The 14,807-nt window shown below is 66.0% G+C and carries 11 protein-coding genes; 6 read left to right on the top strand and 5 right to left on the bottom strand.

Annotation, left to right across the window (positions count from 1 at the left end; translation table 11 throughout):
* Positions 1 to 50 precede the first annotated feature (50 nt).
* On the bottom strand, positions 51 to 803 hold the full coding sequence (locus QNI11_RS15545; RefSeq protein ID WP_283980798.1) for a sulfite exporter TauE/SafE family protein: 753 nt from the start codon (positions 801 to 803) through the stop codon (positions 51 to 53).
* 285 nt (positions 804 to 1,088) lie between these two features.
* On the opposite strand from QNI11_RS15545, the gene QNI11_RS15540 reads away from it, so the two are divergent.
* On the top strand, positions 1,089 to 2,717 hold the full coding sequence (locus QNI11_RS15540; RefSeq protein WP_283980797.1) for a SulP family inorganic anion transporter: 1,629 nt from the start codon (positions 1,089 to 1,091) through the stop codon (positions 2,715 to 2,717).
* A gap of 75 nt (positions 2,718 to 2,792) precedes the next feature.
* Here the strand turns inward: QNI11_RS15540 and QNI11_RS15535 are convergent, their stop codons facing one another.
* A complete protein-coding gene (locus QNI11_RS15535; protein ID WP_283980796.1) occupies positions 2,793 to 3,443 on the bottom strand; it encodes a CatB-related O-acetyltransferase in 651 nt (216 codons plus the stop codon).
* Between the two features lie 211 nt (positions 3,444 to 3,654).
* Entirely contained in the window at positions 3,655 to 4,260 is a 606-nt protein-coding gene (locus tag QNI11_RS15530) for a flavin reductase family protein (RefSeq protein ID WP_283980795.1), read from the bottom strand.
* 119 nt (positions 4,261 to 4,379) lie between these two features.
* Here QNI11_RS15530 and QNI11_RS15525 point away from each other — a divergent pair, with 119 nt between their 5' ends.
* Both QNI11_RS15525 and QNI11_RS15520 read left to right on the top strand, forming a co-directional pair.
* Positions 4,380 to 4,871 carry a GNAT family N-acetyltransferase gene (locus QNI11_RS15525; RefSeq protein ID WP_283980794.1) on the top strand — a complete coding sequence of 164 codons (492 nt, stop codon included), beginning with the start codon at positions 4,380 to 4,382 and terminating at the stop codon, positions 4,869 to 4,871.
* Positions 4,872 to 4,929: 58 nt separating this feature from the next.
* On the top strand, positions 4,930 to 5,691 hold the full coding sequence (locus QNI11_RS15520) for an EcsC family protein (RefSeq protein ID WP_100929724.1): 762 nt from the start codon (positions 4,930 to 4,932) through the stop codon (positions 5,689 to 5,691).
* Positions 5,692 to 6,051: 360 nt separating this feature from the next.
* On the opposite strand, the gene ptsP is transcribed toward QNI11_RS15520, so the two are convergent.
* Complete coding sequence (ptsP, locus tag QNI11_RS15515; RefSeq protein WP_283980793.1) at positions 6,052 to 8,292, bottom strand: phosphoenolpyruvate--protein phosphotransferase; 2,241 nt, start codon at positions 8,290 to 8,292, stop codon at positions 6,052 to 6,054.
* A gap of 534 nt (positions 8,293 to 8,826) precedes the next feature.
* On the opposite strand from ptsP, the gene QNI11_RS15510 reads away from it, so the two are divergent.
* The 3 genes from QNI11_RS15510 (at position 8,827) to QNI11_RS15500 (ending at position 11,821) form a co-directional block, all read left to right on the top strand.
* Positions 8,827 to 10,005, top strand: coding sequence for a 3-deoxy-D-manno-octulosonic acid transferase (locus tag QNI11_RS15510; RefSeq protein WP_283980792.1), 1,179 nt, complete (start codon positions 8,827 to 8,829; stop codon positions 10,003 to 10,005).
* 51 nt (positions 10,006 to 10,056) lie between these two features.
* A complete protein-coding gene (locus QNI11_RS15505) occupies positions 10,057 to 10,482 on the top strand; it encodes a DUF1178 family protein (protein ID WP_283980791.1) in 426 nt (141 codons plus the stop codon).
* Positions 10,483 to 10,582: 100 nt separating this feature from the next.
* Positions 10,583 to 11,821, top strand: a complete 1,239-nt coding sequence (locus QNI11_RS15500; RefSeq protein ID WP_283980790.1) for an aspartate kinase — start codon at positions 10,583 to 10,585, stop codon at positions 11,819 to 11,821.
* Positions 11,822 to 11,894: 73 nt separating this feature from the next.
* Here the strand turns inward: QNI11_RS15500 and QNI11_RS15495 are convergent, their stop codons facing one another.
* Complete coding sequence (locus QNI11_RS15495) at positions 11,895 to 14,618, bottom strand: M10 family metallopeptidase (RefSeq protein ID WP_283980789.1); 2,724 nt, start codon at positions 14,616 to 14,618, stop codon at positions 11,895 to 11,897.
* Positions 14,619 to 14,807: the final 189 nt, after the last annotated feature.

Here is a 14,807-nt window from a genome sequence, read left to right as displayed (position 1 = left end):
AAGCAGGGAAGGGTGCCAATGTCGTCACCATGCCTGCCGGAACGACAAGGTCAGCCGTATATGTCCAGCCCGCCCTTCACCAGAAGCACGACCGAGAGGATCAGCAGGAAGAACTCGATCACGATGCGGTAGGCGCGTTCCGGCAGATGCGCCGTCAGCCAGCGGCCGCCGTAGGTGCCGACCATCCCGGTGACGCACAGCGCCGCGACAAGGCCCCAGCGCAGACCATCGAACTGGCCGATGGACCAGTAGGCCGGCAGCTTCACGAGATTGCCGATGGCGAAGGAGATGGCGACGGTACCCGCAAACTCCAGCTTTGGCAGGCGCTGCGGCAGCAGGTAGGCCTGCACCGGCGGCGCGCCGGAATGGGTGATGAAACTCGCAACGCCGGTAATCGTGCCCCAGAAGACGCCGGGCGCCACGTCCGGGCGGGTCGGTTCCGGTGTCTCTTTCTGCCGGAGGGCGCGTCCCCATGTGCGCGCGATGTACCACAGGCCGATCAGCCCGGTGAAGATCAGCAGCGCCCATTCCGGCGTGTAGGGTGTGATGACGGTGGCGATGGCCACGCCGAGCAGGATCGACGGCACGAGGATGGCCACGTTGCGGCGGGAATAGTCCTTGCGGTAGAGCCACACGCCGATCCAGTCGGTGGCCACGAAGACCGGCAGCAGCGTCGCCGCCGCCGTCACCGGGTTCATGAAGAGTGATAGCATCGGCACCGCGATGGCCGCGGCAGAGGCGAGCCCGCCCTTGGAAAAGCCGACGATCAGCGCCGCGAACAGGAGGAGAGAGGTTTCGAGCACGGGATGTCCTTTCCGGCGCGGACCCGGACGCGGTCGCCCGTCAGGTCAGCTCCGCTGTCCGTCTTGCAGGTCTGCCGCGCATCTTCAAGCCGCCGCACGCGGCGTGCCCCTTCATGCGAGGCGGGGGGCAGGGCGCAGGAAACCCGTCCGCGGGGCAGAAGAAACCCGTGCATCCGCGCAAATAACTGGCTATAGCACAGCCGAACGCGCTGCTTTGCAGCATTGTCGGTGGTGTTTGCGCTCCCGTTACGCTATGCCGCCGCCTCGCGACGAAGAGGATCCCCGATGAAGAACACCGTCCTGGCGAACTTCGCCAAACGCCTTGCCATGCCCGACCTGTCCCTGATGCCGGAGGGTAAACTGACACCTGAACGGCTCCGGATCGAGGTGCTGGCCGGCCTGACGGTTGCCCTGGCCCTGGTGCCGGAAGCGGTGGCGTTCGCCTTCGTGGCGGGGGTGCACCCGCTTGTCGGCCTCTACGCGGCCTTCATGGTGGGGCTTGTCACTGCGCTCTTCGGCGGCCGTCCGGGCATGATTTCGGGCGCGACCGGCGCGCTCGCCGTCGTCATGGTGGCGCTGGTGGCAGACCACGGGGTCGAATACCTGTTCGCGACGGTGGTGCTGATGGGCATCCTGCAGGTCTTTGCCGGGGTCATGCAGTGGGGCAAGTTCATCCGGCTGGTGCCGCACCCGGTCATGCTGGGCTTCGTCAACGGGCTGGCCATCGTGATCTTCCTTGCGCAGCTCACGCAGTTCAAGGTTCCGGGCACAACCGAGGTCTCCGGCCACGGTGCAGGGGGCGGCGAATGGCTGACCGGCCTGCCGCTCTACATGATGCTGGGCCTCGTGGCGCTGACCATGGCGATCATCTGGCTTATGCCCAAGGTGTCCAAGGTCGTGCCCGCGCCGCTGGCCGGCATCGCCGTCGTCGCGGCCATCGTGATCGGCTTCGGGCTGGACGTGCCGCGCGTAGGTGACATGGCCTCCATCGAAGGGGGGCTGCCCACGTTCCATGTGCCCATGGTGCCGCTGAACCTCGAGACGCTGCAGATCATCTTCCCCTACGCGGTGATCCTCGCGGCGGTCGGCCTGATCGAATCCCTGCTGACACTGAACCTCGTGGGCGAGATGACCGGCAAGCGCGGCGGCGCCAGCCAGGAGTGCATCGCGCAGGGCGCCTCCAACGTGCTGACCGGTTTCTTTGGCGGCATGGGCGGCTGCGCCATGATCGGCCAGTCGATGATCAACGTGAAGTCCGGCGCGCGCACGCGGATCGCGGGCATCGTGGCGGCATTGTTCCTGCTGTCCTTCATCCTCTTTGCCTCGCCGCTGATCGAGATGATCCCGCTGGCGGCGCTGGTCGGCGTGATGTTCATGGTGGTGATCGGCACCTTCGCGTGGAACTCGCTCAAGATCCTGCTCAAGGTCCCGGCGATGGACGCCTTCGTCATCATCCTCGTGACCGTGGTCACGGTGCTCGAAGACTTGGCTGTCGCGGTGGTCGTCGGTGTCATCGTCTCGGCGCTGGCCTACGCCTGGAACAACGCGCGGCGCATCCACTCCCGCACCTACGTGACGCCCGAAGGGTCCAAGGTCTACCAGGTGCAGGGACCGCTGTTCTTCGGCTCCTCCGATGGCTTTGTCGAGATGTTCGACGTGGCCAGCGACCCCTCGCTGGTGGTGGTCGATTTCGCGGACAGCCGCGTGGTCGACCAGTCGGCGCTTCAGGCGATCGAGGCGGTTGCGGGCAAATACGCGGCCATCGGCAAGACCGTCCAGCTGCGGCACCTGTCGCGCGACTGCCACCGGCTGCTCAACAAGGCCGGACACCTGATGATCGATTCCGACGACGATCCGGATTACGAACTGGCGGTGGATTACGGGGTGCGGACGGGCATCCTCGGCGGGCACTGATCCCGCTGAACTCTGGATCGGGGCGGCCTGCACGGGCCGCCCCTTTTCATGTCCGGACGCGCGGCAGCGCACGGCTCAGAGCGCCAGCCGTTCCAGCGCGGCAACATCGCCCGCTTCGAGCGCAGGCCGCGCCCTTGCGATCCGCTCAGGCGCCCAGTCCCACCACGCGAGCGCGTTCAGGCGCGCGATGACGTCGTCCGGAAAGCGCATGCGGACGACCGAGGCAGGGTTGCCGGTGACCACGGCGTAATCCGGGATCGACCCGCGCACCACGGCACCGGCCCCCACGATGACACCGTTTCCGATCCGCGCTCCGGGCAGGGCCATGGCGCCATAGCCGAGCCAGACGTCATGACCGATGGTCATGTCGCGGGTGTCAGGCTGGTAGCCTGTCATCGCGGCCGGATCGAGCACGGCGAAGGGGAAGGTGGTCAGGCCATCCGTCGCATGGTTGGCGGACGAGCCGATGAAGCGCACGCCGTGGGCGATCTGGCAGAACTTGCCGATTGTCAGCCACTCTTGCGAGAACGGGAAAAGGAAGGGCGCGAGCCGTGCGGCCCAGTCCTCGGGCGGGTCGAAGTCGGAGGCGTAGGTGTAGTCGCCGACGATGAACCGCGGATGGTCAACGACGTTCTTCAAGAAGACGGTGCCAAGGTGTGGCGTGCCGTCAGGAAGGGTGATGGGATGACGGCGCGTTGCGTCGGGCAGGGCGAAGGGAGCAGGCATGGGGCCTCCTTTGAAATGCTGAACGGGTGTCAGGGGTTCAAAGGTGCTGGTCCATTTCGCTCTCCATCGGCTGCGGACCGTCCATAGCACGGGGCGGGCGGCTTGGCCACGGCCCTTGTCCTGCGGACCCGCGGGAGGGTCATGACGGGGGCGGCGGGTAACCTGTTCGGCCTGCGACCGAAGGCGCCCACCCGCCGACCCCGGCGCGCCTTTACTGGCCCGGACGCTTGAGCGAGAACTTCTCGCGCACCACGGTGTAGTCGCGGTAGCCCATCCGCGACAGCGGGTTGTAGGCCAGCACGTCGAAGATGCCGTCGATCAGGCAATCGTCGCGCATGTGGATGCCCGTGACCTCTCCGAACACCGCGAAGTTGCTGGTGCCCTCCAGCGCCACGATCTGTGTCAGCCGGCATTCGAGGTTCGCGGGGGCCTTTGCCACGCGCGGACAGGCGATGGTCTCGCATTCGGCCTTCTCGATTCCGGCCTCGAGGAACTCGTCGGTTCCGGCGGGCAGGGGGGCAGAGGTGGCGTTCATGGCGTCGCGCATGGCGAATTCGACGATGTTCACACAAAAGACGCCGGTCTCGCGGATCTGGGCGACGCTGTCCTTGGTGTCGCCGCGGTCGTCCTTCGACGAGGTGGAGGAGAACATGACCTGCGGCGGCGTGTAGGCGCAGGCGTTGAAGAAGGAATAGGGCGCAAGGTTGTCGCGCCCGTCGGCCCCCCGGGTCGAGATCCATCCGATCGGGCGGGGGGTGACGATGGCATTGAACGGATTATGTGGCAGGCCGTGGCCGTCAGCGGGGCGGTAGAACATGGTGTCGCTCCTGTTTGCAGGGGATTCCTGCTGGTGATAGGGCGTTTGGAAGCGAAGTGCACGTGCCTCACGGCGCAGGCGACCTGCAACGATGCAGGCGGGAAGGGAGACCGCGACGGGTGTATGTGACGACCGAGGAACGGCCCGAGGACTGGTGGGAAGTCGAGGCGCTGTTCGACCTGGCCTTTGCACCGGGGCGCACGGCCCTGTCTTCTTACCGGCTGCGGGAAGACGTGCCACCCGTGGCACCGCTCTGCCGCATGGCCCGCGACGGGTCGGGCACCACCGTGGGGGCCATCCGCTACTGGCCGGTCCGGATCGGCGAGGCCGAGGTTCTGTTGCTGGGCCCCGTGGCGGTCCACCCCGTGGCGCAGGGCGCAGGGCTGGCGGCGCTCCTGATCCGCGAGACGCTGTCGAAGGCCGCAGAGCTTGGCTTTGAACGGGTTCTGCTGGTGGGTGACCGACCCTATTACGGCCGTTTCGGGTTCGATCGGCTGGAGGGCGTCGAGATGCCGCCGCCCACGAACCCGGCGCGGATCCTGGGGCTGGAACTGGTCGACGGCGCATGGGACGGCGTGACAGGCGAAGTGGAACGCGCGATCCCGGCGTGACAGGCGCGTCTTGAACGGCGCGACTTCGGTCACATCTTTTTCAGCAGGAGGACCCGCCATGACCGAGATCATACCTGTCGGAACCACGGAAGAGCAGGTGCGCCTGCTGGCCAAGCGCTACAAGTCCGCCAATTCGGTCGGGATGCAACTGCTCAACCTGATCGGCGGACAGGCGGAGAACCTGCTGGAACGGCTGCCGGATTCGGCCAAGGATCGCCTCGAGGTCACGGCGGAGCGTGCCCTGGGCGCCGCGCTGGACGCCGCCGGGCGGACGCGCGGCGTGGTCCCGGACCAGAAGGGCTGGCTCAACACCGCGATGGCGACGGCCATGGGGGTTGCGGGCGGCATGGGCGGCCTGCCGTCGGCGCTCGCGGAACTGCCGGTCACGGTCACCGTCCTGATGCGCGCCATGCTGGGCATTGCCGCCGAACATGGCTTTGACCCGGAAAGCCCCGAGGTTGCGAAGGAGTGCCTTGCAGTCTTTGCCTCCGCTGGGCCGCTGGCGAAGGACGACGGGGCGGACATCGGGTTTCTGGCGGCGCGTGTGTCGCTGACAGGGGCCAGCGTGAACGGCCTGATCGCGCGCGTCGCGCCGCGTGTGGCGACGGCGCTCGGCCAGAAGCTGGCCGCCCAGACGGTGCCGGTTCTGGGCGCCGCGGCAGGGGCCGCCGTGAACTACGCCTATACCTCCTACTACCAGCAGATGGCGCATGTGCATTTCGGTCTCCTGCGGCTGGCAGAGGACAGCGGCCGCCCGAGGGCAGAACTGCTGGAAATGCTCCGCCAGGAACTGGAGCCGCCGCGCATACGCCGTAATTGAATTTCGGATTTTCGGTAACTTTGGCTTAAGGCGCAGGCTGTAGCTTGGCCGCTATCCGGGGTGCAGAAAGCCCTGCGAAGCAATCCGGTCCCAAGACCCTACGCGACAGGCTGTCCTGAAGGCACACAGTACCTGCATGTGGGAACCGGTTCCTGCCGCGCAGAAGTGTGCGCAGGGCTCTTTGCCAGAAGGCGGAGGGCGGAGACGAGACGTCAGAGACTAACGCGCTCCGGTTCGGTGCAAAACGCCCCGTCCGGGGCGCTTTTTCGCCGGGGTTGGCGGTTCTGGCATCCGTTGCGGCGCGCCAACCCGGGTCCAAGGGCCACGTCATGGCATAACGAACGTGAGCCGCCGCAGGGCCTAGCTCGAATCCCGCAGGTATTCCATGACCGCCTGCCGCACCGACTGTTCGCCGCGCACGCGCGATTCCTCGATCACGTCGCGGATCTCGGTCAGCGAATAGCGCATCAGCAGCGACTTGACCGGCCCGATGGAGGCCGGGCGCATCGACAGCGTGCGGATGCCTATGGCCGCGAAGCACAGCGCCTCGACCGGGCGGCCCGCATCCTCGCCACAGAAGGACAGCGCGGTGCCGGATGCCTCGCACCGCTTCACGATCTGTTCGAGGAAGGTCAGGAACGACACGTTCAGGGAATCGTAGCGGCGGCGGACGCGCTCGTTTTCGCGGTCGGCGGCGAAGAAGAACTGCTTCAGGTCGTTGCCGCCGATCGACAGGAACTCCACCTCCTCGAAGAACCGGTCGGAGGCATAGGCCAGCGACGGCGTTTCCAGCATGCAGCCGACGGACAGCCGTTCCGGCACCTTGTGGCCCAGGCGTTTCTCCCGCGCGATGACCTTGTCGACCTCGGCGCGGGCACGGGCGTATTCCTCGTACTGCGCGATGAAGGGGAACATGATCGACATGGCGCGGCCATCGGCGGCGCGCAGCAGGGCCTGAAGCTGCATCCGCATGACACCGGGCCGGTCGAGCGCCACCCGGATCGCCCGCCAGCCAAGCGCCGGGTTCGGCTCTTCCTGCGGCTTCATGTAGGGCAGCACCTTGTCGGAGCCGATGTCCAGGGTGCGGAAGATCACCCGCCTGTCGCCTGCAGCATCGATGACACGCTTGTAAAGCGCGGCCAGTTCGTCGCGCCGCGGCATCTGGTTCCGGACGAGGAACTGCAGCTCGGTGCGGAACAGGCCAACCCCCTCTGCACCGGAGCTTACGAGCGACGGCAGATCCGCCATCAGCCCGGCGTTCATCATCAGGTGCACCCGTTTGCCGTCCGCCGACACGCATTCGGTTTCGCGGATGGAGGCGTAGCGCTCCTGCGCCTTGGCCTGCATAGCCATCTTGTCGCGGAAGGCGTTCACGACGGTTTCGTCCGGGCGCAGGTGCACCACGCCTTGGTCGCCGTCGACAAGGATCAGGTCGCCGTTCAGCGCCTCGTTGGTGATGCGCTCCGCGTGGATCACCAGCGGAATGGCCAGCGCCCGTGCGACGATGGCGGCGTGCGACCCGACCGAACCCTGCTCAAGCACCACACCCTTCAGCCTGCGGCCGTAGTCCAGCAACTCGCCGGGGCCGATGTTGCGGGCGATCAGGATGGGGGCGTCCGGCATCTCCGCCCCGGTTTCGCGGCCTTGTCCGGTCAGGATGCGCAGCAGCCGGTTCGACAGGTCGTCGAGGTCGTGCAGGCGTTCGCGCAGGTAGCCGTCGGTGACCTGGCTCATGCGGGACCGGGCCTGCGACTGTTCCTTCTCCACCGCGGCCTCGGCGGACAGGCCAAGGGCGATGTCCTCTTCCATGCGCCGTAGCCAGCCCTTGGAGTTGGCGAACATCCGGTAGGCTTCCAGCACGTCGACCTGTTCCTGGTCGCCCATGGCGCCAGCCAGCATCTCGTCCACCGACACGCGCAACTTGTCCACCGCCTCGCGCAGGCGGCTGGCCTCGCGCTCGGGGTCATCGGTCACGAGGTTGGTGACGACGACGCGGGGTTCGTGCAGCCAGACCTGGCCCATGGCCGTGCCTTCTTGCCCGGTGGCGCCCCGGAACAGCACGGCCTGCGTATGGCGTGCCTTGAGCGCGGCGCCCTCTCCGGTGAACGCGCCCAGTTCGGTCATCTCTGCCGGCACCATGGCGACGACTTCGAGCGCGTAGATCTCGTCGTCCGAGAACTCCCGCGCCTGCTTGGACTGGACGACCAGCACGCCCAGCTTCTCGCCCAGCCGCTGGATCGGGACGCCGAGAAAACTGGAATAGATCTCTTCGCCGGTCTCCGGCATGTAACGGAAACCGGGCGCGGCGGGGGCGTCGGCGGTGTTGATCAGCTTGCCAGAGCGGGCGACGCGGCCCACCAGACCCTCGCCCAGCTTCATGCGGGTCTCGTGCACGGATTCCGGCTTCAGGCCCTGCGTGGCACACAGCTCAAGTGTATTGGCATCACGGAAGAGGTAGATGGAGCAGACCTCAGTCCCCATGCTGTCGGCGGTGAGGTGGGTGATCTTGTCCAGACGCGCCTGACCGGCGGAGTCCTCGGCCATCGTGTCGCGCAGCCGCCCAAGGAGCTTGCGGCTTTCCGATTCTGATTTGGGCACCATTGACTTGCATTCCTCGGACCGTGCGGCTTGCAGGGATAGAGCATTGAGGCCGCGTTGGGAAATGGCTTTTCAAAACGCGGGCGGCATTTTTCCCGTTAAGGGCGAAATTCCCGGGGCCGAATGATGCGGATTTCAGCGTGATCCGGTACGGATGGCCCAGGACGAAGGTTCGCTCACAGCCGATTGAATCCCAGTGGTTTTGTGAGTTGTCCCCAGACGTGTCGCGTTGGGCGGCGCGCGGCTGGGGATAACTCTGTGGACTCACCGTGTATGTGGGATCCTGATGGCTTTCAGGTTTAGCACCCTGCGATTTCCGGTCGTATAAGGTCAAGAATTTGGCGCAGCGGGTCAGGCCGCTGATGCCTTGCGCGTGACGACGGCGGCCCGAAAATATCCACCCCGCATATCATGAAACTGTCATGCCATTCGGCAGGCAGCGATGCAATTTGCAGCCCGTGCACAGCGGTGCCTGGCTTGCAAAGTCGGCGGCCGGCGTCATATGCGCGGGAGCGGTTCCGGGCAAGGGAGACGGGCATGCTGCTTTACCGACTGCTGATCAGCCTCTTCGCCGCCGCAGTCGTCCTGCGCCGCGGCCCGTCCCGCCTGAGCGTGCCCGATCCCCAGATTGGGCCGCATGTCTGGTTGCACGGCGCCTCGAACGGTGAACTCGCCTCTGTCCGCCCGGTTCTGGAGCGGCTGGTCGAGACCCGTCCGGACCGAAGGTGGCTCGTGACGGCAAACACCGAAACGGGGCGCGACATGGTGGCGGGCTGGAACCTGCCGGGTGTCAGCGCGCGGCTCGCCCCGGTGGACCTGCAGCGCGTGACCCGCAGGGTCTTCCGCGAGTGGTCCGTCACCGCGCATATCTCACTCGAAGCGGAGATCTGGGCACATCGATTCCTCCAGTGCCCCGGCCCCGTGATCCTCTTGGGCGCGCGCATGAGCGAGGGCACGGCGCGTGGCTGGGGCCGCGTGCCAGGTCTGGCGCGGCGGGTATTGGGCCGTGTTAGGTTCGCCTCGGCACAGGATGCGGCGTCGATGTCTCGCCTCGAAGCGCTAGGACTGCCGGAGGCGGCGCGCGGCCCGGTCGTGGATCTGAAGGCGTTCTACGCGCCCCCGACGATCTCGCCCCCCGCAGAGTTCCGGCGGGAGAGCACATGGCTGGCCGCCTCGACCCACGAAGGGGAGGAGGCCACCGTTCTGGCCGCGCATCTCGCCGCGCGGGCAACCGAACCCGGGCTGCGGCTCATTCTCGCCCCGCGGCACCCGCGCCGCGCGGCAGAGGTGCGCGCCATGGCCGAGGATCTGGGGCTGACAGTGGCGCAGCGCAGCCTCGAAGAAACCGACGGTACGATCTATCTTGCCGACACGATGGGAGAGATGGCCCTGTGGTACGCGGCGGCGGGGCGAGTCTTCGTCGGCGGTACGATGACCGACAGGGGCGGCCACACGCCTTACGAACCTGCCGCCTTCGGCGCCGCCCTGATCCACGGCCCGGACGTGCGCAACTTTCGCGCGGCCTACGCCCGTCTGGCTGGGGCCGGTGCGGCGATCGTCGTTACGGGGACGGATGACCTCGTGCAGGCGCTGGCCACGCTTGCGGACCCTGCCGAACAGGCGCGAATGGGCGATCTGGCCCGTGAAACGCTGCGTCCGGAGGCAGGGCTCGAAACGATTTGCGATAAGATCGCGGGAACCCTTGAGCCGGGATAAACGCTTACTTTAATATAGTGCAGTCGAGATGTTTACGGGATCGAGGACGGAATGATCCGTTATGCCCTGAAATGCGCGGAAGGTCACAGCTTTGAAAGCTGGTTCCAGTCCGCGTCTGCCTTCGACCGGCTCGATGCCGCCGGACACGTCACCTGCGCCGTCTGCGGCTCTACCGAGGTGGACAAGGCGATGATGGCCCCGCGCGTCAGAAACGGGGAGGCAGAACAAGCCAAGCCCCTGACCGGCGCCCCGCAGCATCCGGCGGAACAGGCGCTGGCCGCGTTGCGCGATCACGTGGAGAAAAATTCGGATTACGTGGGGCGCGACTTCGTGCGCGAGGCGCGGGCCATGCACGTAGGCGAAGTTCCGGAACGCCCGATCTGGGGTGAGGCGCGCTCTGACGAGGCCAGGGCGCTGGCCGAGGACGGCATCCGGATCGCGCCGCTGCCCTTCCGGCCCACCCGCAAATCCAACTGACCCGACAGCAAGCCACGTTGCGCGGCTGCTGCCGCACGCCGCTCTTGCGCAGCGTCATGCACAGGCGTAAAGGCCCTTCCGACCTGAAGGAAGAAAGATCATGCCTGTTCTCGTGATGAAATTCGGCGGCACGTCCGTCGCCACGCTGGACCGCATCCGGCGCGCTGCAAAGCGCGTCGGCGTCGAAGTCGCCAAGGGCTATGACGTCATCGTTATCGTCAGCGCCATGTCGGGCGAAACCAACAAGCTGGTCGGCTATGTCGAGGAAACCTCGCCGCTGTTCGACGCCCGCGAATACGACGCCGTCGTGTCGAGCGGCGAGAACGTGACCGCCGGCCTCATGGCGCTGACCCTTCAGGAAATGGATGTTCCTGCCCGCAGCTGGCAGGGCTGGCAGGTGCCGGTGCGCACGACCTCGGCGCACGCCTCCGCCCGGATCGAGGAAATCCCGACCGACAACATCATGGCGAAGTTCGGCGAAGGCATGCGCGTGGCCGTTGTCGCGGGCTTCCAGGGGATCTCGCCCGAGGGCCGTATCACCACGCTGGGCCGTGGCGGCAGCGACACCACCGCCGTGGCCTTTGCCGCCGCGTTCGATGCAGAGCGCTGCGACATCTACACGGATGTGGACGGTGTCTACACCACCGATCCGCGCATCTGCGACAAGGCGCGGAAACTGGACAGGATCGCGTTCGAGGAAATGCTGGAACTGGCCAGCCTTGGCGCGAAGGTTCTGCAGACCCGCTCGGTCGAGCTGTCGATGCGCTACAAGGTGAAGCTGCGCGTTCTGAGCAGCTTCGAGGAAATGGACGACGCGGCCGGCACCCTGGTCTGCGACGAGGAGGACATCATGGAAAGCAAGGTCGTGGCCGGTGTGGCCCATTCCCGTGACGAGGCCAAGATGACCCTCGTCTCTGTCGCCGACCGCCCCGGCATCGCTGCGGCGATCTTCTCGCCGCTGGCGGATGCGGGCGTGAACGTCGACATGATCGTTCAGAACATCTCGGAAGACGGGCGGACGGACATGACGTTCTCCTGTCCGACGAACCAGGTGGCGCGCGCACAGAAGGCGATGAACGACGCCAAGGCGTCCGGCCACATCAACTTCCACGAGATCCTTGCCGACACGGGTGTCTGCAAGATCTCGGTCGTGGGCATCGGCATGCGGTCCCACGCCGGTGTCGCCGCCAAGATGTTCAAGGTGCTGGCACAGGAAGGCATCAACATCCAGGTCATCACCACGTCGGAGATCAAGATCTCCGTTCTGGTGGAACGCAAGTACATGGAACTGGCGGTGCAGGCGCTGCACGACGCGTTCGAACTCGACAAGGCCGATTGACCGGCTTCGTCGGTTTCGCATTGCTTGACGGCGGTCCCGGGGCAGGGGCCGCCGTTTCTGTCTGACGGTCGTGTCAGGCGATCTCTACCGCCGGGTCCATGAAATTCGTGGTGATTTCGTACCCGTTGTCCAGGTAAAGGACACGCTGCACGGCATTGCCGCTGGCGTCGAACGTCGTGGTGTAGCTGGCCCAGTTCCAATCATCCTGCACATCGGTGACCGTTTCAGCCGTCCGGACGCCGTTGACGAAGGTGGTGTCGATCTCGACCCCGTCGTCGCGACACAGCACCTGCCGGATACGCGCCCCGTCCATGTCGAAGTGGTCGGCGGTGCTGTCCCAGGTGAAGTTGTTGGCCGTATCATGCACCGTCTTGGTCATTACGCGGCCGCTGCTGAAACTGGTTTCGACCGTGCGGCCGTCGTCGAAGGTCATCACCTGCGACACGCGGTTGCCGTTCTGGTCGTAGGTGTCGACGTAGCTGCTCCACGGTCGGTCGTTGTTGGCGTCCGTCACGGTCACGGTGCTTCTCTGGCCGCCAAGGTACGCGGTCTGCACCTGCAACCCGTTGTCGAGCTGGAGGTTCTGCATCGTCCGGGCGCCCGAAGCATCGTAATGGTCGGTGTAACTGCTCCAGATCCTCGAACTGTCGGTGTCGGTCACTGTGACTGTCGCGCGGTTGCCATTGACGAAGACGGTGTCCAGTTGCAGCCCGTTGTCCAGCAGCATGCTTCGCGTGGCGTGGGCACCGGAGGCGTTGAACGTATCGGTGTAGCTGCTCCATGACCGGATATCGGTCGTGTCCGTGACGGTGACCGAAGTGCGCACGCCGCCGTCGAAGCTGGTGTCCACACGCAAGCCGCTGTCGTGCCGCATGCTGCGCATGGCGAGGCTGCCCGACGCATCGAAGGTATCGGTGTAGCTGCGCCACCATGTCGTGTCCGCGCCGTCCGTGACGGTCTGGCTGGTCCGGGTCGCGCCGGAATACGTCGTCTCGATCTGCCGCCCGTTGTCCATCGTGATGCTGTGCGCGGTCCGGTTCCCGGCCGCATCGTAGCTGTCGGTGTAGCTGGTCCAGTTCCGGCCGTTCTGCGCATCGTTGACGGTGACGGAGGACCGGCGCCCGCCGGAAAAGGCGGTCTCGACCTCCAGCCCGTTGTCCAGCGTCATGTTCTGCGACAGGCGCGCCCCATTGGCACCGTAGGTGTCGGTGTAGCTGTGCCAGTCGTAGACATCCGACTGGTCCGTCGCCGTCATGCGCGTCGCTGTGCCGTTCGCATAGTCGGCGACCCGAAGCACGCCGTTGTCCATGACCGTGGTGGTCCGCAGCAGGGCGTCGTCGGCATCGTAGTCGTAGGTGATCGACGCCCAGTCGAACTGGTTGGTATCGTCGGTCGCCGTGGTGGAATAGGCGGTGCCGACGAAACTCTCGGTGCGGGTCGTGCCGTCGTCGTTCAGCGTCGTGCGGGTCAGCAGCGTGCCGGAGCTGTCGAAGGTGTCGGTATAGGCGCTCCAGTTCGCGGAATTGGTCGTGTCGACCGTCACGCGGCAGGCGGCATAATTGGCGCCGGTCGCGGTAAAGGTGATGGTCTGCCCCTCCGCCGAGGAGCCGACAACCGCCGTGCCGTCGGCGAAGGTCAGCGTTTCGATCCCGGTGAAGCGCGTGGTGTTGCCGTTCATCGTCAGCGTGGCCGCGCCGTTGCAGCCGAAGGTGTAGTCGGTGAAGGCGCCGCCCATAACCAGAAGGTCGCTGCCCGCGCCGCCGTTGATCGTGTCGTTCCCGGCCGAGCCGAAGATGGTGTCGTTCCCGGACCCGGAATGGATGCTGTTGTTGGCCGCATTGGTGGTGATCGTGTCGCGCCCGCTTCCGGTGGTCGCGTTCTCGATCAACGCGCCCCGGGCGATGGCGAAGTTGCCGACCTCTCCGTTCAGGTCGGAAAAGGTGCCGTCCCGCAGGTCGAGCCTTTGGTTTGCGGACCGCGACCCGAGGTTGATCGTGTCCGTCCCGGCGCTGTCGAAGATCGCCACAGCCCATTGCGTCGTCAGCCCCATGCCCTTCTGCGTCAGGTTGGTGTTGTCGCCGTAGACCGTATTGCCGGTGTTCGCGTTGGTGGGCGTGCCGTAGAGGGTCTGGATGGCAAGGATGTCGGCCATCTGCGTGGTCGCGAGGTAGTTCGACGAGGCGTTGGTGTGCGGGTTCTCCCACTGGCCGAAGTAGGACATGATCGAATACTGCCAGCTGTCCTGCTGGTAGTGCGCATCGGTGCCAAAGTCGGCAGAACCGTTGTAGTTGCCCGCGTGTCCCAGCCCCAGCGCGTGGCCGATCTCGTGGATGTAGGTCTGAAGGTAGTAGTCGCCGTAGGCCTGCCAGCCGGTGTTCACGTTGACGTAGGACTGGCTGATCGTCTGCCCGGCGACGTAGGAATAGGAGTACGCGCCCGAGGAATCGTCGGTAAAGACGAAGTCGGCGCTGTTCGACGTGGTGATCTGGAAGTTCAGGCCGGAGACAGCCGACCATGCCTGGAACGCCTCGATGGCGGTGGCGCGGCCCGTCGAATCCAGCTGGGAGACGTTGAACGTCAGCGTGTCACCGGCCTCCGCCTCGAACGACCGGCGCGCCCGGCCGGTGGAGTTCCAGTACCCGTCCGTCAGTTGTGCGGCGACCTGGTCCAGCGTGTAGCTCGGCAGGGTGGCCGAAAGGCTGGCACCGGACGTGCCGCCGCTGGAATCGAGAGAGGTGGCGCCGTGGGTGTCGTAGACGGATTTCGACGGGTCGCGGGCTTGGCAAAGGAAACACATGGATTGGACGCTCTCTTCGGTGGCGGGGCGTCCGCCGGGCGCGGACGTCGGGACGGGGGGAAGAGCGATCCTTCTGATCGGCATGGGGCGCGGCCGCCATTCAGGCACCGGCTGCGAGGGGCGTTTCGAACCCGCGGCCAGAGTTGCCAGAGAATCCGGGTGCGATTGGGCGCAAAGGCGAAGGTTTTG

The sequence above is a fragment of the Sagittula sp. MA-2 genome (genome assembly GCF_030126985.1).
Classification (GTDB): domain Bacteria; phylum Pseudomonadota; class Alphaproteobacteria; order Rhodobacterales; family Rhodobacteraceae; genus Sagittula.
The sequence above is the reverse complement of the archived record's forward strand: the minus strand, read 5'-3'. Positions and strand labels throughout refer to the sequence as shown.

Bases quoted from the DNA above. Each gene is read 5' to 3' on its own strand.
- QNI11_RS15505 (WP_283980791.1), top strand. From the start codon at position 10,057: ATGATCCGTTATGCCCTGAAATGCGCGGAAGGTCACAGCTTTGAAAGC.
- QNI11_RS15520 (WP_100929724.1), top strand. From the start codon at position 4,930: ATGACCGAGATCATACCTGTCGGAACCACGGAAGAGCAGGTGCGCCTG.
- QNI11_RS15500 (WP_283980790.1), top strand. From the start codon at position 10,583: ATGCCTGTTCTCGTGATGAAATTCGGCGGCACGTCCGTCGCCACGCTG.
- QNI11_RS15510 (WP_283980792.1), top strand. From the start codon at position 8,827: ATGCTGCTTTACCGACTGCTGATCAGCCTCTTCGCCGCCGCAGTCGTC.
- QNI11_RS15495 (WP_283980789.1), bottom strand. From the start codon at position 14,618: ATGTGTTTCCTTTGCCAAGCCCGCGACCCGTCGAAATCCGTCTACGAC.
- ptsP (WP_283980793.1), bottom strand. From the start codon at position 8,292: ATGGTGCCCAAATCAGAATCGGAAAGCCGCAAGCTCCTTGGGCGGCTG.
- QNI11_RS15530 (WP_283980795.1), bottom strand. From the start codon at position 4,260: ATGTTCTACCGCCCCGCTGACGGCCACGGCCTGCCACATAATCCGTTC.
- QNI11_RS15540 (WP_283980797.1), top strand. From the start codon at position 1,089: ATGAAGAACACCGTCCTGGCGAACTTCGCCAAACGCCTTGCCATGCCC.
- QNI11_RS15535 (WP_283980796.1), bottom strand. From the start codon at position 3,443: ATGCCTGCTCCCTTCGCCCTGCCCGACGCAACGCGCCGTCATCCCATC.